Annotated in this window: 23 protein-coding genes; 11 read left to right on the forward strand and 12 right to left on the reverse strand. The window is 73.4% G+C overall.

The window, feature by feature from the left end:
• Positions 1–107: 107 nt before the first annotated feature.
• Complete coding sequence (locus IF45_RS0105590) at positions 108–488, forward strand: DoxX family protein (RefSeq protein ID WP_008414527.1); 381 nt, start codon at positions 108–110, stop codon at positions 486–488.
• Positions 489–765: 277 nt separating this feature from the next.
• Positions 766–1662 carry a fibronectin type III domain-containing protein gene (locus IF45_RS0105595; RefSeq protein WP_030305915.1) on the forward strand — a complete coding sequence of 299 codons (897 nt, stop codon included), beginning with the start codon at positions 766–768 and terminating at the stop codon, positions 1660–1662.
• Positions 1663–1781: 119 nt separating this feature from the next.
• Here the strand turns inward: IF45_RS0105595 and IF45_RS0105600 are convergent, their stop codons facing one another.
• The 3 genes from IF45_RS0105600 to IF45_RS0105610 all read right to left on the reverse strand — a co-directional run bounded on the left by IF45_RS0105600 (position 1782) and on the right by IF45_RS0105610 (position 4893).
• The gene (locus IF45_RS0105600) at positions 1782–2342 is read right to left on the reverse strand and encodes a PadR family transcriptional regulator (protein ID WP_030305917.1); all 561 of its coding nucleotides are present in this window, start codon (positions 2340–2342) and stop codon (positions 1782–1784) included.
• A gap of 61 nt (positions 2343–2403) precedes the next feature.
• Complete coding sequence (locus IF45_RS0105605; protein ID WP_030305919.1) at positions 2404–4434, reverse strand: NADPH-dependent 2,4-dienoyl-CoA reductase; 2031 nt, start codon at positions 4432–4434, stop codon at positions 2404–2406.
• A 96-nt stretch (positions 4435–4530) separates the two neighbouring features.
• A complete protein-coding gene (locus tag IF45_RS0105610; RefSeq protein WP_008414531.1) occupies positions 4531–4893 on the reverse strand; it encodes a hypothetical protein in 363 nt (120 codons plus the stop codon).
• A 307-nt stretch (positions 4894–5200) separates the two neighbouring features.
• Here IF45_RS0105610 and IF45_RS0105615 point away from each other — a divergent pair, with 307 nt between their 5' ends.
• The 3 genes from IF45_RS0105615 to IF45_RS0105625 all read left to right on the forward strand — a co-directional run bounded on the left by IF45_RS0105615 (position 5201) and on the right by IF45_RS0105625 (position 7552).
• Positions 5201–5761, forward strand: a complete 561-nt coding sequence (locus IF45_RS0105615) for a rhodanese-like domain-containing protein (protein WP_008414532.1) — start codon at positions 5201–5203, stop codon at positions 5759–5761.
• Positions 5762–5867: 106 nt separating this feature from the next.
• Positions 5868–6536: a class I SAM-dependent methyltransferase gene (locus tag IF45_RS0105620; RefSeq protein ID WP_030305920.1), complete on the forward strand. Its 669-nt coding sequence runs from the start codon at positions 5868–5870 to the stop codon at positions 6534–6536.
• A 113-nt stretch (positions 6537–6649) separates the two neighbouring features.
• On the forward strand, positions 6650–7552 hold the full coding sequence (locus tag IF45_RS0105625; RefSeq protein ID WP_030305921.1) for an alpha/beta fold hydrolase: 903 nt from the start codon (positions 6650–6652) through the stop codon (positions 7550–7552).
• Between the two features lie 12 nt (positions 7553–7564).
• On the opposite strand, the gene IF45_RS0105630 is transcribed toward IF45_RS0105625, so the two are convergent.
• The 7 genes from IF45_RS0105630 to IF45_RS0105660 all read right to left on the reverse strand — a co-directional run bounded on the left by IF45_RS0105630 (position 7565) and on the right by IF45_RS0105660 (position 14366).
• Positions 7565–8818 carry a cytochrome P450 family protein gene (locus tag IF45_RS0105630; protein ID WP_030305922.1) on the reverse strand — a complete coding sequence of 418 codons (1254 nt, stop codon included), beginning with the start codon at positions 8816–8818 and terminating at the stop codon, positions 7565–7567.
• 189 nt (positions 8819–9007) lie between these two features.
• Positions 9008–9733, reverse strand: a complete 726-nt coding sequence (locus IF45_RS0105635) for a chitinase (RefSeq protein WP_010640201.1) — start codon at positions 9731–9733, stop codon at positions 9008–9010.
• A 224-nt stretch (positions 9734–9957) separates the two neighbouring features.
• On the reverse strand, positions 9958–10473 hold the full coding sequence (locus IF45_RS0105640; RefSeq protein ID WP_008409343.1) for a lytic polysaccharide monooxygenase auxiliary activity family 9 protein: 516 nt from the start codon (positions 10471–10473) through the stop codon (positions 9958–9960).
• Between the two features lie 247 nt (positions 10474–10720).
• Positions 10721–11419, reverse strand: a complete 699-nt coding sequence (locus tag IF45_RS0105645; RefSeq protein ID WP_010640205.1) for a D-Ala-D-Ala carboxypeptidase family metallohydrolase — start codon at positions 11417–11419, stop codon at positions 10721–10723.
• A gap of 212 nt (positions 11420–11631) precedes the next feature.
• Complete coding sequence (locus IF45_RS0105650; RefSeq protein WP_030305924.1) at positions 11632–12936, reverse strand: cation:proton antiporter; 1305 nt, start codon at positions 12934–12936, stop codon at positions 11632–11634.
• A 6-nt stretch (positions 12937–12942) separates the two neighbouring features.
• Positions 12943–13425 carry a cation:proton antiporter regulatory subunit gene (locus IF45_RS0105655; protein ID WP_008409345.1) on the reverse strand — a complete coding sequence of 161 codons (483 nt, stop codon included), beginning with the start codon at positions 13423–13425 and terminating at the stop codon, positions 12943–12945.
• 650 nt (positions 13426–14075) lie between these two features.
• The gene (locus tag IF45_RS0105660) at positions 14076–14366 is read right to left on the reverse strand and encodes a DUF3040 domain-containing protein (protein ID WP_030305926.1); all 291 of its coding nucleotides are present in this window, start codon (positions 14364–14366) and stop codon (positions 14076–14078) included.
• A gap of 460 nt (positions 14367–14826) precedes the next feature.
• Between IF45_RS0105660 and IF45_RS0105665 the strand changes: the two genes are divergently transcribed.
• The 3 genes from IF45_RS0105665 (at position 14827) to IF45_RS0105675 (ending at position 17978) form a co-directional block, all read left to right on the forward strand.
• Positions 14827–15867 carry a HAMP domain-containing sensor histidine kinase gene (locus IF45_RS0105665; protein WP_078509603.1) on the forward strand — a complete coding sequence of 347 codons (1041 nt, stop codon included), beginning with the start codon at positions 14827–14829 and terminating at the stop codon, positions 15865–15867.
• Between the two features lie 2 nt (positions 15868–15869).
• On the forward strand, positions 15870–16529 hold the full coding sequence (locus IF45_RS0105670; protein ID WP_008409348.1) for a response regulator: 660 nt from the start codon (positions 15870–15872) through the stop codon (positions 16527–16529).
• Positions 16530–16622: 93 nt separating this feature from the next.
• The gene (locus tag IF45_RS0105675; protein WP_008409349.1) at positions 16623–17978 is read left to right on the forward strand and encodes a radical SAM protein; all 1356 of its coding nucleotides are present in this window, start codon (positions 16623–16625) and stop codon (positions 17976–17978) included.
• A gap of 81 nt (positions 17979–18059) precedes the next feature.
• Here the strand turns inward: IF45_RS0105675 and IF45_RS0105680 are convergent, their stop codons facing one another.
• Positions 18060–18566, reverse strand: coding sequence for a carboxymuconolactone decarboxylase family protein (locus IF45_RS0105680; RefSeq protein ID WP_018894565.1), 507 nt, complete (start codon positions 18564–18566; stop codon positions 18060–18062).
• A 123-nt stretch (positions 18567–18689) separates the two neighbouring features.
• Here IF45_RS0105680 and IF45_RS0105685 point away from each other — a divergent pair, with 123 nt between their 5' ends.
• From IF45_RS0105685 to IF45_RS0105695, 3 genes are all read left to right on the forward strand, one after another.
• A complete protein-coding gene (locus tag IF45_RS0105685; RefSeq protein ID WP_030305929.1) occupies positions 18690–20021 on the forward strand; it encodes a bifunctional pirin family protein/GNAT family N-acetyltransferase in 1332 nt (443 codons plus the stop codon).
• A gap of 85 nt (positions 20022–20106) precedes the next feature.
• Complete coding sequence (locus IF45_RS0105690) at positions 20107–20880, forward strand: peptidase (RefSeq protein WP_030305931.1); 774 nt, start codon at positions 20107–20109, stop codon at positions 20878–20880.
• Positions 20881–20905: 25 nt separating this feature from the next.
• Positions 20906–22285, forward strand: coding sequence for a UDP-N-acetylmuramoyl-tripeptide--D-alanyl-D-alanine ligase (locus IF45_RS0105695; RefSeq protein WP_030305937.1), 1380 nt, complete (start codon positions 20906–20908; stop codon positions 22283–22285).
• Here the strand turns inward: IF45_RS0105695 and IF45_RS0105700 are convergent.
• Positions 22282–23211, reverse strand: coding sequence for an NAD-dependent epimerase/dehydratase family protein (locus tag IF45_RS0105700; protein ID WP_030305939.1), 930 nt, complete (start codon positions 23209–23211; stop codon positions 22282–22284). The genes IF45_RS0105695 and IF45_RS0105700 overlap by 4 nt on opposite strands.
• Positions 23212–23698 lie beyond the last annotated feature (487 nt).

The raw sequence follows: 23698 nt of genomic DNA on the forward strand, positions 1-23698 counted from the left end.
CCCAAAACGCCACAGCGTACGGAGTATGGCGGGGCAGGGCCGCCGACGCCGGGACGGCCTGGCCCCGTAGCCTCGGCGTGTCCCGACGCCGTTCCCCAGGAGGAACCATGTCCGCACCGTCCCGTTCCGCCCTGCTCCTCTCCGGACTGCTCGCCGCCGCGGGGGCCGCGCACTTCGTGGCGCCGAAGGGGTTCGACGCGATCGTGCCGAAGGCACTGCCGGGTGATCCCCGCCGGTGGACGCGGCTGAGCGGGGTCGCGGAGGTGGCGCTGGCGGCGGGCGTCGCGCACCCGCGTACGCGGCGGCTGGCGGCCGGGCTCACCGGGGCGTTCTTCGTCGCCGTCTTCCCCGCCAATCTCCAGATGGCGGCCGACTGGCGCGACCGGTCCGCCGTGCGGCGCGCGGTGGCCTACGGCCGCCTCCCCCTCCAGGTGCCGCTGGTGGCGTGGGCGGAGTCGGTCCGGCGCGGGGCGGGCCGCGCCTCCTGACGCCCGCTCACCTCTCCCGCCGCCCGCAGCCGGAGGATCATTCCGCCGAAACGTGCGGGCAGCGGACGTCTCGCCCCCACCGGTCCGCCGCCCCCTCTTGATGAGGGAGGGCCCGCTGTGCCATACAGGTCCAGACCAATAACTCCGGTGGAAGGCTGGCCTCGTGCGTGGAACTCCAGAACCCCGAGCTGCCACGGCCCGGCGCACCCTCCGGGGGCCGCTGCTGGTCGCGGCGGTGACGGTGGCGCTCGCCGGGTGTTCGCTGGGCGGCAGGACGGTGGAACCGGACCGCCCGCCGACCGCGCCGACCGGGGTGACCGCCGTGGCCAGCAGCGCGACCTCGGTCCATGTGATGTGGAACCAGTCCACCGACGACAAGGGCGTGCGCCGGTACGAGGTACTGCTCGGCGGCAAGAAGGTCAAGGAGGTCCCGGGCGAGCGGCACATGGTCGACATCACCGACCTGGCCCCCGGCACCGAACAGGTCTTCACCGTGCGCGCCCTGGACACCGAGGGCAAGAAGGGCCCGGCCAGCAAGCGCGTCTCGGTGACCACGCCCGAGCAGGGCAAGGAGGACATCCGGCCGCCGACCGCACCGGCCGAACTGACCGCCGAGGCCGGGGGCAGCCGTGCCGCCACCCTGACGTGGAAGGCCGCCGAGGACGACGACGCGGTCGCCTCGTACGACGTCTACCAGGGCGGTTCGAAGATCCACAGCGTCGGCGGGGAGGCCACCTCGGCCGTGCTGACGGGGCTGCGGCCGGGCACCTCCTACCGGTTCACCGTCAAGGCCCGGGACGCCGCCGGGAACACCTCGCCCGCCTCCCCCGAGGCACGCCTCACCACCACGGGGAAGGGGTCGCCGGAGGCCGGTGCGGCACCGACGGAGCTGACCGCCACCGCCCGGCGCACCGACGAGGGCCACTACATCGACCTCGCCTGGGTGGCGCCGAAGACCGGCGGCGAGGTGACCGAGTACCAGATCCGGCTGGACGGGAAGCAGGACACCAGCCTCGTCTGGGGCGGCAAGGTGCCCGAGGGGAAGGCGAAGTACACCTTCTTCGTCGGCAAGGAGGACGGGGTGGAGCACCGGGTGAAGCTGCGGGCCAAGCTGCCCGACGGCACCTGGGGCGGCTTCTCCCCGGAGCGGACCGTGGTGACCGGCGAGGAGTGAGGGCGGCGCCGCTTTCCGGAGGCCGTCCGCGATACGTCTTTCCGGCCCGCTCGTCTGGTGGCAGCGGAGCTGGGCAGCGTGTGGTGAATGCTGCGCCGCAGCGCGGGAGTGAAGACCCGTCAGGGGGCGGTGCCCGCCTGATCGGGGGCGCCCGCCAGTTCGTCCAGCGCGCCGGTGAGCCAGGTCGTCCAGAAGGTCTCCAGCTCGATCCCGGCCCGCAGGACGATGTGGCGCAGCCGGTCCTCGCGCGGCCGGTCCGGGGCGGGCGGGAAGTCGCGGCGCTCGATGGCGTCGTACTCGGCGAGCTGCGTGCGGTGCAGCTCCAGGTGGCGCCGGAGTTCGTCCTCCAGCCCCACCCCGCCGACCACGGCGGCGGCGCGCAGCCGCAGCAGCAGCGGGTCGCGGACGGTACGGGGGTCCTGGGGCTCGGCGGCCCAGCGGGCCAGCTCCTCGCGGCCGGCGGGAAGGACCTCGTACTCCTTGCGGCGGCCCCGGGCCGGCTTCTCGGAGGGGAGGGTGCGGATGAGCCCCTCGCCCTCCAGGCGGCCCAGCTCCCGGTAGATCTGCTGGTGGGTGGCGGACCAGAAGTAGCCGATCGACCTGTCGAAGCGGCGGGTCAGCTCCAGCCCCGAGGAGGGCTTCTCCAGCAGGGCCGTGAGGATCGCGTGCGGCAGGGACATGGGCCAATCCTAGGGAGTGCGCGGCCCGGTGCCCGCCCGCGAGCCGGCACCGGTCCCCGGGTCAGAGCGTCGCCGCGAGTTCGGTGCCCTGCTTGATGGCGCGCTTGGCGTCCAGTTCGGCGGCGACGTCGGCACCGCCGATCAGGTGCGGGGCGCGACCCGCCGCCAGCAGTTCCTCGTACAGGTCGCGGCGGGGTTCCTGGCCCGCGCACAGGACCACGGTGTCGACCGCGAGGACGCGCTGCTCGCCGTCGACGGTGAGGTGCAGCCCCTCGTCGTCGATGCGGTCGTAGGTGGCCCCGGCGACGGTGGTGACGCCCCGGTGGCGCAGCTCGGTGCGGTGGATCCAGCCGGTGGTCTTGCCGAGCCCGGCGCCGACCTTGCCGGTCTTGCGCTGGATCAGGTGGACGGTGCGCGGCGTGGCGGGACGTTCCGCCTCGCGCAGGCCGCCGGGGGTGGCGTACGTGGTGTCGACGCCCCAGTGGCGGAAGTAGGTGCCGGCGTCCAGGGAGGCGCCGTCCCCGCTGTCGGTGAGGTGGGCGGCGACGTCGAAGCCGATGCCGCCGGCGCCGATGACGGCGACGCGGCGGCCGACCGGGGCCCGGTCGCGGAGCACGTCGAGGTAGCCGACGACACTGGGGTGGTCCACGCCGGGGATGGCGGGCACGCGCGGCGTGACGCCGGTGGCGAGGACCACCTCGTCGTAGGTGTCCTCGGGGAGGTCGGCGGCGGTGACGGGCTTGCCGAGCCGGACGTCGACGCCGTGTTCGGCGAGCTGGACGCGGAAGTAACGGACCGTCTCGTCGAACTCCTCCTTGCCGGGGACACGGCGGGCGACGTTGAGCTGGCCGCCGGTCTCCTCGGCGGCGTCGAAGAGGGTGACGGCGTGGCCGCGCTCGGCGGCGGAGACGGCGCAGGCGAGGCCGGCGGGCCCGGCGCCGACGACGGCGACCCGTTTGCGCAGCCGGGTCGGGGCGAGCACCAGCTCGGTCTCGTGGCAGGCGCGCGGGTTGACCAGGCAGCTGCTGATGCGACCGCTGAAGGTGTGGTCGAGGCATGCCTGGTTGCAGCCGATGCAGGTGTTGATGGTGTCGGCGCGCCCGCGTGCGGCCTTGGCGACGAAGTCGGGATCGGCGAGGAAGGGCCGGGCCATGGAGACCATGTCGGCGCGGCCCTCGGCGAGGATCTGCTCGGCGGTCTCGGGGGTGTTGACGCGGTTGCCGGTGACGAGCGGGACGCTCACCGCGCCCATCAGTTCGCGGGTGACCCAGGTGAAGGCGGCGCGCGGGACCTGGGTGGCGATGGTGGGGACGCGGGCCTCGTGCCAGCCGATGCCGGTGTTGATGAGGGTGGCGCCGGCCTCCTCGATCAGCTTGGCGAGGGTGACGACCTCTTCCAGCGAGGAGCCGCCGGGGACGAGGTCGAGCATGGAGAGGCGGTAGATGAGGATGAAGTCCTCACCGACGCGTTCGCGGACCCGGCGGACGATCTCCAGGGGGAAGCGGACGCGGTTCTCGTAGGAGCCGCCCCAGCGGTCCTCGCGGTGGTTGGTGCGGGCGGCGATGAACTCGTTGACGAGGTAGCCCTCGGAGCCCATGATCTCGACGCCGTCGTACCCGGCGGAGCGGGCGAGGGCGGCGGCCCGGACGAAGTCCTCGATGGTCTCCTCGACCTCGTCGCCGGTGAGGGCGTGCGGCACGAAGGGGTTGATGGGGGCCTGGATCGCGCTGGGGGCGACGAGGTCCTGGTGGTAGGCGTAGCGGCCGAAGTGGAGGATCTGGAGGGCTATCCTGCCGCCCTCGCGGTGGACGGCGTCGGTGATCACCCGGTGCTCGGCCGCCTCGGCCTCGGTGGTGAGCCGGGCGCCGCCCTCGGCGGAGCGGCCCCGGTCGTTGGGGGCGATGCCGCCGGTGACCATGAGGCCGACGCCGCCCCGGGCGCGTGCGGCGTAGAACGCGGCCATCCGGTCGATGCCGCCGGGGGCCTCCTCCAGACCGGTGTGCATGGAGCCCATGAGCACGCGGTTGCGCAGGGTGGTGAACCCGAGATCCAGCGGGTTCAGCAGGTGCGGATAGTCACTGGCGCTGCTCATGGCGGCCCTCCGTACGGCGATGTCGTACGGACAGTTCTAGAGGACGGCCGCCCGGTTCTGCAACTAGTTGCAGAAGGGAGTGGCAACGGTCACGGGCTACGCGGGGTGAGCACCCTCACCCTCCCCGTCCTCGGGGGCGCGCGGGGCCTCGAACTCGTACTCCCCGGGCACCATGGAGTCGCCGCCCGCGACGTCGCCCTCACGGGCCTGGGCCACGTAGCCGAGCGGGAGTTCGTCGCCGTCGACGGTGACGGCCTCGACGGCGCCGGTGGCCGGGTCGATGTCGGCCTGGACGCCGGAGCCGGCGTACCGCGGGTAGCCGCTGGCGCCGAGTTCGCCGGTGGCCTCGACGCGGGTCTCGCGGAGCGGGGAGCCATGCTCCGGATGCCCTTCGGCGTCGGCGAGCTGGGGCTTGAGGACGACGGTGTACCAGCGGGGGTTCTCGCTCATCTCACTCATGGCGCGAGGCTAGTGGCCCGGCCCTCCGGGACCGGCGCGGCACGGAGAGCGGCACCCGCCCGACACCCGGAAGGGGGCGTGCCGACCGTCGCCCGGGGCAGGTGGGGCCGCACGGGAATCCGCGCGCCCTTGATACGGTGGGGGGTATAGGAGGAGGCCGTTCCGACCGGCCCTCTCCGCCCTCGGGCGCCCCGGCCCCGCACGGGCCGGGCACGACCCGCACCCCCACAGGGCAACCCCCGGCCAGGAGGGCGCGGGCCCGCACCGCGCAGCCCACCTTCCCCACCCGCTCCAGGAGGACGCTTCCGTGACCATCTCCCCCGCCGACCTCCACGCCCGCGAGGCGTCGAAGACGCTCGTGCTCGATGTCCGCGCGCCGGGCGAGTTCGCCGCCGGGCACCTGCCCGGCGCCGTGAACCTGCCGCTCGACAGCATCGCGGCGCTCCTGCCCGAACTGGCGGACGCCGCCGGGCGGCGTGAGCTGTTCGTGGTGTGCGCCACGGGCCGCCGCTCCGCCGACGCCCGCGAGCGGCTGTCCGACGCCGGCATCGCGGCCACCGGCGTCGAGGGCGGCACCGAGGGCTGGACCGCCGCCGGACTGCCGGTCGAGCAGGGCCCGGCCCCGGCCCGCGCGACATGGGCGATGGACCGGCAGGTCCGCTTCGCCGCCGGCTCGCTGGTCCTGGCCGGACTGGCTCTCGGCCGCCGCGCCCCGCGCGCCCGGCTGCTCTCCGCCGGGGTCGCGACCGGCCTGGTCTACTCCGGCCTGAGCAACACCTGTGGCATGGCGGCCCTGCTGGGCAAGCTGCCCTTCAACCGCCCCGAGCCGGCGGTCCTGGACACGGCCCGCGCGGCTCTGCGCACCTGACCGCCGCTCCCCGCCACCCACGCGAGAGCCCGCTCCCCCAGGGGGCGGGCTCCCGCCTTTCCCGGTGTCCCCGACCACCGCCGGCGGCCCGGTCTAGATTCACCGCATGAGCGAGCCCTCCCATCTCACCGCCGTCCGCGCGTCGTACGACACCGTCGCCTCCGCCTACGCCGACCTCGTCTCGGACCCCGCGGCACTGGACCCCTTGTCCCGCGCGACGCTGGTCGCGTTCGCCGAGATCGTCCGGGACTCCGGCCTCGGCCCCGTCGCGGATCTCGGATGCGGACCGGGTCACCTCACGGCGCGGCTGGCCTCGCTCGGGGTGCCCGCGTTCGGCGTCGACGTGTCGCCGGCCATGGTGGAGCTCGCCCACGCGGCCCATCCCGCCCTGTCCTTCTGCGTCGGCACCATGACGGCGCTGGGAATCGGCGACGGCACCCTCGGCGGCGTCCTGGCCCACTACGCAACCCACCACACACCGCCGGACCTCCTCCCCACGGTGTTCGCCGAGTTCCACCGCACCCTGGCACCCGGAGGCCACCTGCTCCTCGCCGGCCACGTGGGCGCCGGCACCCACCGCCGCCCGACGCACGCCTACGGCGGCCTTCCCGTGTCGTACACCTCGCACCGGCCGCCCCCGGACCACCTGGCGGCGCTGCTGCGGGAGGCCGGTTTCACGGTCATCGCCCAGCTCACCCAGGAGCCCGACGCGGAGCTGACCTGGAGGTCCGCCGGCTTCCTGGCCCGCAAGGAAGGCCCCGGGCCGGCCGCCTGAACACCCCCTCCCCCGAGGAGGCTTGACATCCCGGCCACCTAACGAGACGATACGTCTCGTTGCGCTTGAGGGTTCGGGCGCATCCCTCCACCCGACCGATCCAGGGAGTACGCATGACCCCGGCACCGACCGTCCCCCGCACCCACTGGGTCGAGCCCGCCCCCGGCGTCCGCCTCTGGGTCGAGGAGCACGGCGACCCACAGGCCCCCGTCCTGCTGCTGATCATGGGCGCCGCCAGTTCCGGCCTCGCCTGGCCCGACCCGCTCGTCCACGGCCTGGCCCAGCGCCATCGGGTGATCCGCTACGACCACCGCGACACCGGCAGGTCGACCTGGTCCTTCGCCGGGCGGCCGTACGCCATCGCCGACCTGGCGCGGGACGCGGTGGCGGTCCTCGACGCGCTCGGCGTGGAGCGCGCCCACGTGGCCGGCATGTCGCTGGGCGGCATCCTGGTCCAGCTGCTGGTCGCGGACCATCCCGGACGCCTGCTGAGCGCCACCGTCTTCGGCACCTGCGCGGCCAGCGAGGCGGGGTGGACGAGGGCCGACGGGACCGAGGCCACCCCGGCCGACCTGCCGCCCGTCGACCCGCGGCTGATCGAGGAGTGGTCGCGGCCCGTCGAGGAGCGGGACGAGGCGGCCGAGATCGAGCACCGGCTGCGCCACTGGAAGCTGCTGGGCGGCGACCGGATCCCCTTCGACGAGCCCTTCTTCCGCGACCAGGAGCAGCGCGTCATCCGCCACACGGGCCACCACAGCCCCAGCCGGGCCCATGCCCTGGCCGACCAGTCCGGTCTGGTGCGTACGGCGGAACTGGCCCGTAACGAGGTCCCGTTCCTCGTCCTCTCCGCCCCGGCCGACCCGGTCTACCCGCCGGACCACGCCACGCACCTGAGCCAGGTGGTGGGTGCCGCCCGGCTGGAGGAGATCCCGGGCATGGGGCACGCGCTGCCCCCGGCCGTCTGGCTCCCGCTGGCCCGCGCGATCGAGGACCACACGGCGCGCGCCGCGTCCTGAGAGACCGCCCGTTCAGCGCAGGCGGACGGGCAGGCGCCGGACGCTGTTGCCGACGAACCCGGCGGCCGGCGGCAGCGTCTCCTCCGGCTCGGCCAGGGTCAGCCCCGGGAACCGGCCGAAGAGGCGCTCCAGCGCGACGGTCGCCTCCAGCCGGGCGAGGGGCGCGCCGAGGCAGTAGTGCGGGCCGTGGCCCAGCGAGAGGTGGCGGGGTCCGGCCCGGGTGACGTCGAAGCGGTCGGCGTCGGGCCCGTGCGCGGCCCGGTCGCGGCCCGCCGCCGAGTAGCCGGCGAGCACCGGGAGACCGGCGGGGATGACCGTCGACCCGAGGGTGAGGTCGCGGGTGGCGTAGCGGAAGGGGAAGGCGCTGACCGGGCTGTCCCAGCGCAGGGTCTCCTCGACGGCCTGGGCCCAGGTGGCGCGCCCGTCCAGGACGAGGCGGAGCTGGTCGCGGTGGGCGCACAGGGCGCGGACGGCGTTGGTGACGAGGTTGAGGGTGGTCTCGTGGCCGGCGACCACCATGAGGAGCAGGGTCCCGATCACCTCGGCGTCGTCGAGCCGGCCCCCGCCCTCGTCGCGGGCGGCGATCAGGGCGCTGGTGAGGTCGTCGCCGGGGTCGGCGGCGCGGGCGGCGGCGACCTCGCCGAGCACCGCGAGCAGGGCGCGGTTGGCGGCCAGGGTCTGTTCGGGTCCGGCGCCGGTGGCGACCACACGTTCCGACAGGGCGTGCAGGCGCTCGTGGTGGGCCGGGTCGACCCCGAGGAGTTCGCCGATGACGGCCATCGGCAGGGGCAGGGCGAAGAGGCGGCGCAGGTCGGCGGTGCCGTCGGCCCGCGCCGCCTCCTCCACCTCGTCGAGGAGGGTGTCCACCAGCGTGGTGATCCGGGGGCGGAGCGCCTCGACGCGCGACGGGGTGAAGGCGGCGGCGACCGGGCCGCGCAGCCGGCGGTGGTCGGCGCCGTCCGCGGTGGTCATGCCGGGGACGGTGGCGAAGGTGCGCAGCGGCCAGCCGTCCGGGACGCCGCCCTCGCGCAGCGCGGTGAAGTGGCGGGGGTCCTTGGCGACGTCGGGGTGGGCGAGGAACTCCCGCAGTTCCGCGTGGCCGAGGACGGCCATGCCCGCGATCTCCCCCGGCAGCACCACCCGCGCGACCGGCCCCCGGGCGAGGAGCGCGGCGTTGTCGGCGTGCGGGCAGCCCCCGCCGGGTCTCATCCGGTAGGTGCCGGGGGCGGGCGGCGGGTCCTGGGCGGGAGCGGGATCGGTGGTCACCGTGTGCCTCTCGTCCGGCGGGCGCCGTCCGGGCCCGGCCTCGGGCACGTCGGCCGGCGGACGGTCCAGGACCCTCCACGGTACGCCGCCCGTCAGGCGGCCGTCAGCGGTTCACCGGGCCTGGCACGCGACGGCCCGCCCGGTGCGTGGGGGCACCGGGCGGGCCGTGACGGAGCGTCGTCAACCGGCTCAGCAGCTGAGGTTGTCGCCCGGCTCGACACCGAGGACGTCGGTGAACCTCTCGTAGAGGTCGATACGGCTCTGGACCTGGCCGGGATTTCCGCCGTTGCATTCGATGCTGCCGTTGATCGCGCGAATGGTCTCGCCGAATCCGGCGCCGTTCACGATCGCGTCGTGCGGGGTCATGCTGCCCGCCCCGGACTGCGTGTTCCAGAACCAGAGACCGGTTTTCCAGGCGACCGAGGCGTCATTCTGGACGAGATCGGGATTGTTCAGCAGATCGATTCCGAGGGCGTCGCCCGCGGCCTTGTAGTTGTAGTTCCAGCTGAGCTGGACCGGCCCGCGTCCGTAGTACTTGTCGTTTCCGGCGGGGCAGCCGAAGGGCTGGGTGGTGTCGCAGTAGTGCGGGTAGTTCGCCTCGTTCTGCTCGACGATGTGGACGAGGCCGCCCGTCTCGTGGCTGACGTTGGCGAGGAAGGCCGCGGCCTCCTGCTTGCGCGTGGTGTCGCTGCCGGTGCCGGTGAAGCCCGGGTAGGCGCTGAGCGCGTCGGTGAGGCCCGAGTAGCTGTAGAAGGAGTTCCGGTTCGGGAACATCGACTCGAACTGGCCCTCGCTGACGATGAAGTCGTCGGCGGCGGCGCGGGTGTCGGCCTGTGCGGTGGGCCCGAGGGCCAGCACGGAGAGCGTCAGCGCGGACGCGGCCGCGGTCAGCAGCCCGATCAGACGGGTACGCATGGGTCACTCCTTGGTCCGGCCGCCACCGCACCATCGGCGGCGGCCCGGGGATTCACGTGGGGGGAAGGAGAGCCCGCGGCGGCGCGAAGGGGCCGGTGCGGGCGGTACGGGGGTCCCCCACCGCGGCGGCCGGCTCGTCTCCGGCCGCCGCGTACGCCCATGGGGTCCCCGCCCTGGGGAGGCCCGGGCTCACGCCGTACGGCACGGGCCCGGGGTCCGGCGCGTCAGCTGACGTTGACGTCGATGCAGGCGTAGAAGGCGTTGCTGGTGTCGGCGACGTTCCACACCGCGAGCACCTTCTGCTGGCCCTTCAGCCCGCCGAAGTCCACCTGGTGCGTGACGGTGGCGCCGGGCTTGGCACCGCCGTCGTCGAACTCGGCGATCTTCTGGCCGCCCGCGTAGTACTCCCAGGTGCTGGTGGCGTGCTGCGCCGTCAGCTTCCACTGGAAGGAGGTGCTGGAGGAGACCGGGGTCACCGCCCAGCCCTTGGAGTCGTCGTCCAGCTCCGAGAAGCGGGAGTTGCCGCCGCTGCACGAGCTGAGCCCCTTGGGGCCTTCCACCGACTGCGGCTCGTACGAGATGTCGCCGCAGCTGACCGTTCCGGCGGCACACTGGGCCTGACGGCTCGGCGGGTCGGAGATGTAGCCGTGGGCGCTGGCCGTACCGGCCGGGAGGCTGAGCGCGAGGGCGGGGGCGACGATCGCACCGACGAATGCGGCGCGCTTCTTGAGACCACGCATGGAGAAACTCCTTCACTTCGTCCGGCTCCGCGCACCTGATTCGTGGGGGAATCCCTGGCGCGCTTCTCCGGCGACGGGTGTGGGGACCTGGAAGTGCAAGGCCGGTGGGAATTCCGCATTCACGCGCAGGCGTAACCGGCCCGCGCCGTACGGGAATTCTCACTTGGACTAGACCATACAGGCCGTCACGTACGCGTCAAGAGTGATGCGGAATCCACGGCTCTCCCGGGCCCGGCGGGGCCGTGCGTCAGATGCCGCAGGTCGGGGCGGACCAGTGGCGCGAGGCGCGGTGGTCGACGTGCGTGTGGTCGTTGTGGCCGGGGTAGCCCGGGCCGAGGATGCCCCGGAAGCCGTGGTTGCGGGCCTGCTTGGCGAGGGTGCACAGCGAGTGCGGGCCCGCGCCGAGGTCGGCGGAGTCGCCGTAGAGGTGGCGGCTGTTGGTCGCCCCGCCGACGGCGGAGTTGCACGACTTGGAGCGGAAGCCGCTGGTGACCCGGATCGGCTTGTCACCGAGGGCGTGGCGCAGCGCCTCCAGCTTCCACATGGTGCGCAGCGCGTTGGACTTGGCGGTGGCCGCGCTGACCGCCCCGCCCGACCAGGTGCTGTTGCACTTGTTCAGCTCGGCGTAGCTGAAGTGGACCGGGGTGCAGTCGTTGTCCTGGAGCGCGTAGATCTTGCTGTACGTCGCGGGTCCGGCGACGCCGTCCGAGGCGAGGCCGTAGGCGGACTGGAACCGCTTGAGGGCGGCCTTGGTGGCCGGGCCGAAGGAGCCGTCCACGGCGAGGACGGCGCCCTGGCCCGGGTAGCCGGAGAGCCGGATCTGGAGCTGGGTGACGTCCGCCCCGCTCGTCCCCTCGCGGAGCGTCCGGGACCAGGTGTAGCAGCCGTCGGCCTGCGCCGGAGCGGCGGTGACGACGGCCGTACCGGTCATGAATGTCAGGACCATGACACATCTGAGCAAGGTCTTGAGGATGCGTGACACCAGGTTCCTCCCGTGGCTGTGGCGACAGTCGGCACGAGCGTGACGGCGTCCGGACGATCCGTCAACGCACTCCGGGCCCACCGGCGGACCCACCGCGGACCCACCACGCGAACGCCGCGGGCCCGGCCTGCGCGACGCAGGCCGGGCCCGGGATGCGGCGCCGGTGCGCCGGCGGATCAGCCGCTGGTACGGGCGGCGTCCTGGGCGGCCGTCTCGGCGGGCGCGGCGTCGGAGACCGCCGCACCCGGGTCGGCCGCCGGCTCGGCGGGGACGTCCTGCGCGGCAGGCCCGGCGGGCGCCGCCGGGGCCGGGAGCGGGGCGGCCGGCTTGCGGGCGGGCGAGAAGCGGCGGGCGACCGGCTCGGTCCAGCGGGCGGCCAGCGGGCCGACGATGACCAGGATCAGCACGTAGGCGGTGGCGAGCGGGCCGATGCGCGGCTCGACGCCGACGGCGAGGCCGGCGATGACGATGGAGAACTCGCCGCGGGCGACCAGCGTGCCACCGGCGCGCCAGCGGCCGGCGGGCTTGATCCCGGCCCGGCGGGCGGCGTAGTAGCCGGTGCCGATCTTGGTGAGGGTGGTGACGACGGCGAGGATCAGCGCGGGCACGATGACCGGCGGGATCGCGGCCGGGTCGGTGCTCAGGCCGAAGAAGACGAAGAAGACGGCGGCGAACAGGTCGCGCAGCGGGGTGAGGAGGCTGCTCGCGCCCTCGGCGACCTCACCGGAGAGGGCGATGCCGACGAGGAAGGCGCCGACGGCGGCGGAGACCTGGAGTTCCTGGGCGATGCCGGCGACCAGCAGGGTCAGGCCCAGCACCACGAGGAGCAGCATCTCGGCGTTGTCCGAGGAGACCGCGCGGCTGATCAGACGGCCGTGCCGCAGGGCGACGTAGAGGACGGCGCCGACCGTGCCGAGCGAGATGAGCAGGGTGACGCTGCCGCCCGCGAAGCTGACGCCGGCCAGCAGGGCGGTCAGGATCGGCAGGTAGACCGCCATCGCCAGGTCCTCGATGACCAGGACGCCGAGGATGACCGGGGTCTCCCGGTTGCCGAGCCGGCCGAGGTCGCCGAGGACCTTGGCGATGACCCCGGAGGAGGAGATCCAGGTGACGCCTGCCAGGGCGACGGCGGCGACCGGCCCCCAGCCGAGCAGCAGCGCGGCGGCCGCGCCGGGCAGCGCGTTGAGGGCGAAGTCGACCGCGCCGGAGGGGTACTGCGTCTTGAGGTTGGTCACCAGCTCCGAGGCGCTGTACTCCAGGCCCAGCAGGAGCAGGAGCAGGATCACCCCGATCTCCGCCCCGGTGGCGACGAACTCCTCACTGGCCTGGAGGGGCAGGATCCCCCCGTGGCCGAAGGCGAGTCCGGCCAGGAGGTAGAGGGGGATCGGAGAGAAGCCCACCCGCCCCGCGAGGCGTCCGAGAATCCCGAGGGCGAGGATGATCGCCCCGAGTTCGATGAGCATGGCTGTGGTGTTGTGCACGGGCTTCTATCCTCCGGTGATCAGTTCGGCGACGGCGTCCACGCCTTCGCGGGTCCCGACGACGACGAGGCTGTCGCCGATCGCGAAGCGGAAGTCGGGGGTCGGCGAGGGCACGGCGGCGGTCCGGCGCAGCACGGCGACGATGGAGGCCCCGGTCCGGGTGCGGGCCTGGGTGTCGCCGAGGGTGCGGCCGGCGTACGGAGAGCGCTTGGTGACGGGGATGTGCTCGGTGACCAGGTCGATCTCCCGGTGCTGGAGATGGGCGACCGGGTCGGGGGTGAGCAGCGGGACCAGCGCGGCCGCCTCGTGGGGTTCGAGCGGGGCGGCGTCGCGGCAGTTGTCGTCGTCCTCGGGGTCGTGGAAGGCGAGGATGCGGCGGCCGTCGTGGTGGACGACGACGGAGAGGTGACGGCCCGCCTCCGTCTCCAGGTCGTAGCGGGTACCGACGCCGGGCAGGGCGGTGCGGCGGGTGTGGGCGGTGGGCTCCATGGCGGGCTCCAGATGAGGCGCGGGTGACGGATCGCGGAAGCGGCCGGCGTGTCCGGGCAGGAGGGCACGACGGCGTTTCCGAAGGGGATTGTGTATCACCCGCGGCGGTCAGAACACGTCAGCCCCGAATTCCTCGGACGGTGTCCGCATTCGGGGAACCTGGCGCACCGGACGGTGCGCGCGGTCAGCGGCGACGCCGCGTCAATAACCGGTACGGGGCGCCGGGTCGCCGCAGGATTCCGGGACGCTGTCGCGCGGCGCGTTGTCCACCCGGTGTGACCTGGGAGGACACGTGGCACGAGGGGCGCCGGAAGCGAGGGTCGGGGCAAGGCGGTGACTGGCGCACCCCATGGTCCCCCCTCGCCGTGCCGTGGAACAGGACCGTGAAATTCCCGGGGAATCAGGCCCTTGCGAAACGAGCAATCACCCACTCAACGGGGCGCAATGACTCGGTAAAGGATTGTAGCGCAGGGAAAAATTCCCAAAGGAAACAAATGGGGAGGAAATAGGAGAAAAGCAACGGGGAAATGCCACGAGTGGGGCACCGGTCCGGCCCCGGCCGGACGCCCCGTCACCTCGCGGCCCGGCCGCGGACTTCGGGCCTCACCCGGCCCGCGTGCGTCCGCCGGAAGGGTGACCTCCCGCCCGGGTCAGCGGGGGCTGAACAGACCCCGGGGGCGCGGCCGGTCGGGGTCGAAGAGGTGCACCGCGAGCCCGGCGACGACGAGCCCGGTGGCGAGCAGCAGGCCGTGCCCTATCCCGATGCCGACACCGAGGGCGGTCAGACCGGCCAGGAGCAGCAGCCACGCCCGGCCCCGGCGGTACTCACGGGGCGTGCACGGCTGCCCGGCGTCCATCGCCTCGCTGAAGCGGGGGTCCTGGGCGCGCAGGCCGTCCTCCAGTGCGCGCAGCTGCGCGTCGTGGGCCATGTCGTGTGCCATCGGTGCTCCTCCCCGCCTCGTCCCGGGCCGGTCCCGCCGCCGGGGGCGCCTGCCCGCGCCGCCCGGCTCCGCCCGGCCGCCGTCTCCGGCCCCGTGCGCCGTCACTCGCACCTCCGGGCCGCCGCCGGCCGGACCCCGCACCGCCCTGCCGGCGGCCGGATGCCTGGCCGGACCGCTCCCGGTCGAGCGGGAGCTGGTCCGGATTCCATGATCGTCCCGGCGGGGCCGGTGGACCATCGGGTCTGGCACCCATATGCGCAGGTCCCCAACGTGCAGGTGGTGCCGGTGGTACCCGCGGCGCGTGGGTGGCGCCCCCCATCACCGGCGGGGTGGGGCACTCTTCCGGGCGCGTGCGGGGGCCCGTGGCCCGGCCGGGGCGCGGACGGGCGATAGTGAGGGCACGAACCGGAAAGGTGCGAGCGACGTGACGCATGACAGGAACGAGGGGCGCCGGCCGGCCCTGTCGTTGTTCTGGCGGATCTTCCTGCTGAACGCGGCGGTACTGGTGGCGGCGGCCGCACTGCTGCTGCTGGGCCCGATCACCATCTCCACCCCGGTGCTGCTGACCGAGGCGCTGATCCTCACCGGCGGGATCGCCTTCATGCTCACCGCCAACGCGGCGATGCTGCGGATCGGCCTGGCGCCGCTCCAGCGGGTGACGCGGGCGATGACCACGATCGACCTGCTGCGGCCCGTCCCCCGCACCGAGGTGGTGGGGCACGGCGAGATCGCCGACCTGATCCGCACCTTCAACACCATGCTCGACCGGCTGGAGGCGGAACGCGCCGCCTCCAGCGCCCGCGCCCTCTCCGCCCAGGAGGACGAGCGGCGCCGGATCGCCCAGGAGCTGCACGACGAGGTGGGCCAGACGCTGACCGCCGTCCTGCTGGAGCTGAAGCGCGTCGCCGACCAGGCGCCGGAGCCGGTCCGCGACGAGCTGCGCACCGTGCAGGAGATCACCCGGGGCAGCCTGGACGAGATCCGGCGCATCGCCCGCCGGCTGCGGCCCGGTGTCCTGGAGGAGCTGGGGCTGGTCAGCGCCCTGAAGTCGCTGACGACCGAGACGCCGACGCCGGACGGGCTGGTCATCCGGCACCATCTGGAGCCCGACCTGCCCCAGCTCGGGCGGGAGGCCGAGCTGGTGGTCTACCGGGTCGCCCAGGAGGCGTTCACCAACACCGTCCGGCACGCCGGAGCCGCCCGGCTGGAACTGCGGCTGGCCAGGTCGCGGCGCGGGGTGGAGCTGCGTATCCGGGACGACGGCCGGGGCGTGGGTGACAGCCCCGAGGGCGCCGGGCTGCGCGGGATGCGCGAGCGCGCCCTGCTGATCGGCGCCGGGCTGGCGGTCGGACGTCCGCCGGGCGGCGGGACCGAGATCCGGCTGACCGTTCCCGCCTGCCTGCCGGCGCCCGCCGAGCCGGGCCCCGCGACCGTTCCCGCGGCCGTGGCCGCCGACCCGACCAGCCCCGCACGCCCCGACACCAGCGACGGAAGCCCCTGATCATGTCCGAGTCACCCAAGACCCGCATCCTGCTCGCCGACGACCACGCGCTGGTCCGCCGCGGCGTGCGGCTGATCCTCGACAGCGAACCCGACCTGACGGTGGTGGGCGAGGCGGGCGACGGCGCCGAGGCGATCGAGCTGGCCCGCGCCGAACAGCCGGACCTCGCCATCCTGGACATCGCCATGCCCCGGCTGACCGGTCTCCAGGCGGCCCGCGAGCTGACCCGGCTCCAGCCGCAGCTGCGCATCCTCATCCTCACCATGTACGACAACGAGCAGTACTTCTTCGAGGCGCTGAAGGCGGGCGCGGCGGGGTACGTGCTGAAGTCGGTGGCCGACCGCGACCTGGTGGAGGCGTGCCGCGCGGCCATGCGCGACGAGCCCTTCCTGTACCCCGGGGCGATCACCGCGCTGATCCGCAACTACCTGGAGCGGGCCAAGGACGGCGGGGAGCTGCCGCCGAAGGCCATCACCGACCGCGAGGAGGAGATCCTGAAACTCGTCGCCGAGGGCCACTCGTCGAAGGAGATCGCCGACATGCTGGTGATCAGCGTGAAGACGGTCGAACGCCACCGCGCCAACCTGCTGCACAAGCTCGGCCTGCGCGACCGGCTGGAGCTGACCCGGTACGCGATCAGAGCCGGCCTCATCGAACCCTGACCCCGGCCGGCCGAGAGGCGATACGTCCGCATTACCGTGGGTCCGGGCAGCGTCCTGCCGCCGCCCGGACCGTCCGACCCGAGGAGCACCCGCATGACGAGCCCGACCGAGACCCGACGCACCGAGCTGGTCGAGCAGCTCATGGAGCGGTACCCCCACGTACCACGGGAAGCGGTCATCAAGGAGGACCTGCTGCGCGGCGGCATGGCCTTCGACCCGTCCGCCCTCAGCGACAACGAGGGCGGCGAGGTCAAGCCGAAGTCGTACTTCATCTTCTCCTTCGACCACGGCACCCTCCCGGAGCTGGGCGAGGCCGCGCTGCGCCGCCCGCCGGAGGAGATCGTCCTGACCGGCGGCCCGTACGACCTGCGGCGCACCGTCGTCTCGGTCCGCGTCAACCCGTCGTCCCCGTACCGGGTGGCGGCCGACGCGGACGGCGTACTGGGCCTGTACCTGGACGGGCGGCGGATCGCCGACGTGGGCCTGCCGCCGATGCCGGACTACTACCGGCACAAGCTGGCCAACGGCAAGTCGGTGATGGAGGTGGCGCCCACCATCCAGTGGGGCTACCTGGTCTACCTGACGGTCTTCCGCGTCTGCCAGTACTTCGGCGCCAAGGAGGAGTGCCAGTACTGCGACATCAACCACAACTGGCGCCAGCACAAGGCGGCCGGCCGCCCCTACACCGGGGTCAAGCCGGTCGAGGAGGTGCTGGAGGCGCTGGAGATCATCGACAAGTACGACACGGCGCGCGCCTCGACCGCGTACACGCTGACCGGCGGTTCGATCACCTCGCAGGTCCAGGGGAAGGACGAGGCGGACTTCTACGGCCAGTACGCCAAGGCGATCGAGGACCGCTTCCCCGGCCGCTGGATCGGCAAGGTCGTCGCCCAGGCGCTGCCCCGCGAGGACGTGCAGCGCTTCTACGACTACGGCGTGCGGATCTACCACCCCAACTACGAGGTGTGGGACCGCAGGCTCTTCGAGCTGTACTGCCCGGGCAAGGAGCGCTACGTCGGCCGGGACGAGTGGCACCGCCGCATCCTGGAGTCGGCGGAGGTCTTCGGCGCGCGCAACGTCATCCCCAACTTCGTGGCGGGCGTGGAGATGGCCGAGCCCTTCGGCTTCACCGACGTCTCCGAGGCGATCGACTCGACCACCGAGGGGCTGCGGTACTTCATGTCGCGCGGCATCACCCCGCGCTTCACCACCTGGTGCCCCGAGCCCACCACCCCGCTGGGCAAGGCCCAGCCTCTGGGTGCGCCGCTGGAGTACCACATCCGGCTGCTGGACTCCTACCGCGCGACGATGGAGGAGTTCGGCCTCTCCTCCCCGCCCGGCTACGGCCCGGCCGGCGCGGGCCGCGCGGTCTTCTCGGTCAGCTCCTTCATGGACAGCCTTCGCCCGGGCTCGGAGGCCCCGGAGCCGGTGTCGGGCCGCAAGGGCTGACGGAGGCGGGGGCGGGCGGCCGACCGGGACCGCCCGCCCCCGCGCTCCACAGGGAGACAAACCGCCGAACCGGCCGCCCGGTCAGGGGTTCCTGACCGGGTGTCCGCTCATGACCGAGACGCGGTTGAACGCGTTGATGGTGATCGCGACCCAGATCACCGCCGAGATCTCGGCCTCGGTGAAGACACCGGCTGCCGCGGCGTGTGCCTCCTCGCGGGCGCGGGTGTCGGCCGGGGTGGTGGTCGCCTCGGCGAGGGCCAGGGCGGCTCGTTCCCTGGCGGTGAAGACCTCGGTGTCGCGCCAGGCCGCGAGGACGCCAAGCCGCAGGGTGGTCTCCCCGCCGCGCAGGGCGGCCTCGGTGTGGACCTTGAGGCAGTAGGCGCAGCCGTTGATCTGCGAGACGCGCAGGTTGACCAGCTCGATCAGGATCCGGTCGAGGCCGGCCTCCGCCGCCTCGACGCCCACCGCGCCGGAGGTCTTCACCAGGGCGCGGTACGCCTGGGGGCTCCGCTTGTCGACGAAGACCCGCCCTGTACCGCCGCCGGCCCGCGCGGCGGTCCCGTCGGTCACTGCCGTGCTGTCCTCCATGACTCCCTGCCTCGGTCGGTGTCGCTGCGGCGCCCGCTGTTCGCGTGGCGCCGGGGTTCCTTACTGTAACCTAGGTAATTGAAAACGAAACTACTTTGTGGGACCTACGGAGGTTGTCACCAGGTGAGCAGCGACCAGGTCCGGGCCCCCGGACCCCAGCCGGCCGGCAGCCGCGTCGAGGTCCTCACGCCCCGGGAAGTCCCTCTCGGCGGACCACGCGCGATGACCGTGCGCCGCACCCTGCCCCAGCGGGCGCGGACCCTCATCGGCGCCTGGTGCTTCGCCGACCACTACGGCCCCGACGACGTGGCGCGCACCGGCGGCATGGACGTGCCCCCGCACCCGCACACCGGCCTCCAGACCGTCAGCTGGCTCTTCACCGGGGAGATCGAGCACCGGGACAGCCTCGGCGTCCACGCGATGGTCCGCCCCGGCGAGCTGAACCTGATGACGGGCGGTCACGGCATCAGCCACTCGGAGGTGTCCACCCCCGGCACGCGGATCCTGCACGGTGTCCAGCTCTGGGTGGCCCTGCCCGGCGCCCACCGCCACGCACCCCGCGACTTCCGCCACCACGTCCCCGCCCCCGTCTCCCTCGACGGCGGCGAACTCCGCGTCTTCCTCGGCTCGCTCGCCGGCGAGACGTCCCCCGTCCCCACCTTCACTCCCCTGCTCGGCGCCGAACTGACCCTCTCCCCCGGCGCCCGCCTGAGCCTTCCGGCCGACACCGCCTTCGAGCACGGCGTCCTCGTCGACCAGGGCGAGGCCCACCTCGACGGCGTACCGCTGGGCCCGGCCGAACTCGGCTACCTCCCGCCCGGCGCCGCCACGCTGGAAATCCACAACCCCGGCCCTGGCCCTGCCCGGCTGGTCCTCCTGGGCGGCGAGCCCTTCGAGGAGGAGATCGTGATGTGGTGGAACTTCCTCGCCGGAAGTCACGAGGAGATCGTCCTCGCCCGGCAGGAGTGGGAGGACGCCTCCGAGCGGTTCGGCGCCGTCGACGGCCACGACGGTTTCCGCCTCCCGGCGCCCGGCCTGCCGAACGCCCGCCTCGCCCCGCGCCACAACCCCCGCGCTTCCCGGCCCGATTCCGTACCCACCAGCGAGAGGCCCGCCATGACCGACTCCGCCGCCCCCGTCGTCCGGCGCGACGACGCCCGTCACCGCTACGAGATCCTTGTCGCCGGCGAGGTCGCCGGGTTCACCGCCTACCGCGACCGCGACGGCCGCCGCGTCTTCTACCACACGGTCGTCGATGACGCCTACGCCGGACAGGGCCTCGCGGGGCAGCTCGTGACCCACGCCCTGACCGACGTCCGCGACAACGGCGGCCGCATCGTGCCGGTCTGCCCCTACGTCAAGAAGTTCCTCACCAAGCACGAGGAGTTCGCGGACCTCGCCGACCCGGTGACCCCGGAGATCCTCCAGTGGGTCCGCACGCTCGACGGGAACTGAGCACCCGGAGTTCACAGCCTCTCCCCCGCCCCCGGCGCACCGGGGGCGGGGGCCCGCACACCGCCTTCCGGATGGCACCCCCGGCGTGGTCGCGCCGGAAAACACCGTGGACCCGCTCCCGTACCGCAACCTGCTGGATGTCACCGGCGAGCGGAAGGGCGGAACCCGCATGTCCCTCCAGCGGCTGCCGTGCTGCGCCCCGGCCACCGGCGGCGGCGCCCCGCGCCCCCTCCACAGCCCCGTACCGGTGATCACGCAGTACGCGAGCGCGGACCTGATCGGCGCCATCGTGTACGAGGGGCACGACCCGGCGGCCGACCCCGCCTGGGCGACCACCGGCGCGCCGGACCGTGCGGCGTACGGGCACTGGTGCGGCCACATGTGCGGGATCGCCTGTCTGCGCATGGCGCTGCTCCACCGGGACGGGACGGCTCCCCCGCTGTTCCGGCTCCTCGACGGCGCCCGCCGCCACGGCGCCTACGTCCGCCAGGACGACGGCTCGGTCAAGGGGCTGATCTACGCGCCCTTCGCCCGGTACGCCGCAGCCGCGCACGGACTCGGCGCCGAGGTCGCGCCCGAGTTGCCGACGCGGCGGCTCGTGGAGCTGCTGGACACGGGCCGGATGGTCATGGCCTCCGTGTCCAAGGAGATCCGCCGGCCCGAAGCCGATCCCCCGAGCCGTGGGGGCCACCTCGTCCTGGCCGTCGGCCACCACGCGGGCCGCATCCACTTCCGTAACCCGTCCGGACACACCCCCGAGGCCCGGCGGGCAGTTCTGCCCGTGGAGCGGTTCGGGGCCTTCTTCGCCGGTCGCGGCGTGGCACTCGACCTCGATCCGCCGCTCGGACGACCGGCCTGAACAGGGAGAACACACCTTGCATCCGATGTCTTTGACCGCCGTCGCCGAAGCCGTGGGTGGCCGTCTCGCAGATGTCCTCGACCCCGCCGTCCAGGTCACCGAACCCGCCGTCTTCGACTCACGCGAGGCCGGGCCCGGCTCCCTCTTCGTCGCGCTGGCGGGCGAGCACGCGGACGGTCACGCCTTCGCGGAGTCCGCCCACAACAAGGGTGCCGTCGTCGCGCTGGTCAACCGGCCGGTCGGCGTACCGGCGATCGTCGTGGACGACGTACTCCGGGCGTTCGGCAGGCTTGCGCACACCCTGCTGACCGGGCCGCTGGCCGCCACCCGCGTCGTCGCCATCACCGGCTCGGCGGGCAAGACCAGCACCAAGGACTTCGTCTCGCAGGTGCTGCCCGGGTCCGTGGTCGCCACCCCGCAGTCCTTCAACAACGAGATCGGCCTGCCCCTGACCGTCACCATGGCCGACACGACCACCGACCACCTCGTCCTGGAGATGGGCGCCCGCCACATCGGGGACATCCGCGACCTCACCCTCCTCGCCCCGCCCGACATCAGCATCGTCACCAACGTCGGCACGGCGCACATCGGCGAGTTCGGCGGCCGGGACAACATCGCCGAGGCCAAGGGCGAGATCGTCGAAGCCCTCGCGCCGGGCGGCCTCGCCGTCCTGAACGCCGACGACGACTACGCGCAGCCGATGCGTGAGCGCGCCGGAGGCTCCGTGGTGACCTTCGGGCTGGGCGAGGACGCCGACATCCGCGCCACGGACCTCAGCACGGACGCGCACGGCCGCGCCTCCTTCACCCTCGTCACGCCGGAGGGCAGCGCCCCGGTCCGGCTCCAGTTCGTCGGCGGCGTCCAGGTGCACAACAGCCTGGCCGCGGCCGCCGTCGGCCGCGGAGCAGGCCTCACCCCCGAGGAGATCGCCGCCCGCCTCTCCCAGGCACTGCCGCGCTCGCGCTGGCGGATGGAGACCGTCACCCGCGCCGACGGCGTCACCGTCGTCAACGACGCCTACAACGCCAATCCCACCTCGATGCGGCACGCCTTGGAGGCCCTGGCCTCGATGGCCGGCGGGGTGGAGCAGCGGTCCGTGGCGGTGCTCGGGCGGATGAACGAGCTGGGGGACGACGCCCGAGCCGCGCACGAGGAGGTCGGGCGGTACGCCGCCGCACAGGGGCTCGACACGATCATCCTGGTGGGCGGCGACGAGGCCGCCTGGATGCGCGACGGCGTACGGGAGGCGGGCGGCCGGGCCACGTGGGTACCGGACCAGGAAGCCGCCCTCGGCCTGCTCCACTCGACGCTCCGGCCCGGTGACGTGGTCCTGGTGAAGGCGAGCCGCGGGGTCCAGCTTCAGCGGCTCGCGGAGGAGCTGCTGAACCCGGCGCCGCCGGCCTAGGGGGTGTCTGACAGGAGGATCTCGGTGATGCCCTCGCGGTAGGAGGTGACGACGAAGCCGGGGAAACGCGTCGCGAACTTCGAGGTGTCGAAGATGTTGTCACCCCGGTAGCGCGGCAACAGTTCCCGCACCTCCCCGAGCGGCCCGACGAAGCGCCCGCCGGCGGTGAAGAGGGCCAGGGGCAGCACGGTGTACCGGATGCGGCGTCCGGTGACCTCCTCGGCCACCTGGACCAGTCCGGCGTAGGTGAGGCGGTGCTGGTCGACGGGGAGGTGCCAGGTCTGGCCGTAGGCGTCCGGCGTGTTGCCGATCAGGGCCATGGCCCGGCTGGCGTCCGGCGTCCAGATCAGGGACCGGAGGGTCTTCGCGCTGACCGGGACGAGCGGCCGCTTGCCCGCCTTGATCCGGTCGAAGACCAGCGAGTTGGTCAGGCTCTTGGTCTTTCCCGGGCCGTAGAACTCCGGCGCCCGGCAGATGACGGCATCGACCCTCCCGGCCCTCATCGCCTCCAGCAGCATCGTCGCGATCCCGGCGCGCACCCTGCCCTTGCGGCCGTTCGGCTCGAAGCCCGTCGCCTCGGTCTGAGGCGTGGTCGTGCCCGGGTACATGTAGGTGTTGTCGAAGAAAACGAGCTTGGTGCCGTGCTTCGCGCAGGCGTCGATGACATTGCGCATCATGGTCGGGAACTGCCGCTCCCACAGCCCGGAGTCCATGGGCAGGCCCACGGTGAGGTAGGCGACCTCGCTGCCTTCGACGGCCCGGTCGGTGGCGTCGGGGTCCGTCAGGTCGGCGGTGACGAGCTGATCCGTGCCGTGGATCTTCCGGGGGCTGCGGCTGACGAGACGGATGTCGTGCGTGAAGCCGCGGTACAGCTCGCGGGCGAGTTCTTCACCGATCGGCCCGTTGGCGCCCAGAACCGTGTGCATGGGAGGTACCACTCTCTTGTGTCTGCTTGACGCCCGGACGGCGCTCGAGGATCTTCAGGCCCGTGGAAACGCGCCCCACAGTGGGCGAGGCCAGAGCCTCCGGGCACCCGGCCCTCAGCTCCGACAGGCACCTGAGCCACCACCGTACACCCGAATGTTTGCGCTGCTCACATCTTGGGATGCACCTCACAGAGCTGTGCTGCCGGCCCTGTGCCCCGCGCAGCGCCGCACACCCATCATTGCCCCGGGGTTCGCCGCCCGCACGGCGACACGGGGCCACCGGCGGCGGCCCCGGACGGGCGCCACGCGGGCACTCCTGGTCGCCGTGGTCATCGGGGCACTGGTGGCCGAGCGGGAGCAACCTCGTCGACCACCTCGCGGACGTGGGTCCGGCGGCACGGGCCTTCTGCATGGCGGGCCTGACGATCGACTGCGTCCTGCCACACCGAGCGGCAGTCGCTCGCCTGCTCGATGGAGATCGGCGTGC

The organism is Streptomyces albidoflavus (genome assembly GCF_000719955.1).
In the GTDB taxonomy this organism is placed as follows: domain Bacteria; phylum Actinomycetota; class Actinomycetes; order Streptomycetales; family Streptomycetaceae; genus Streptomyces; species Streptomyces albidoflavus.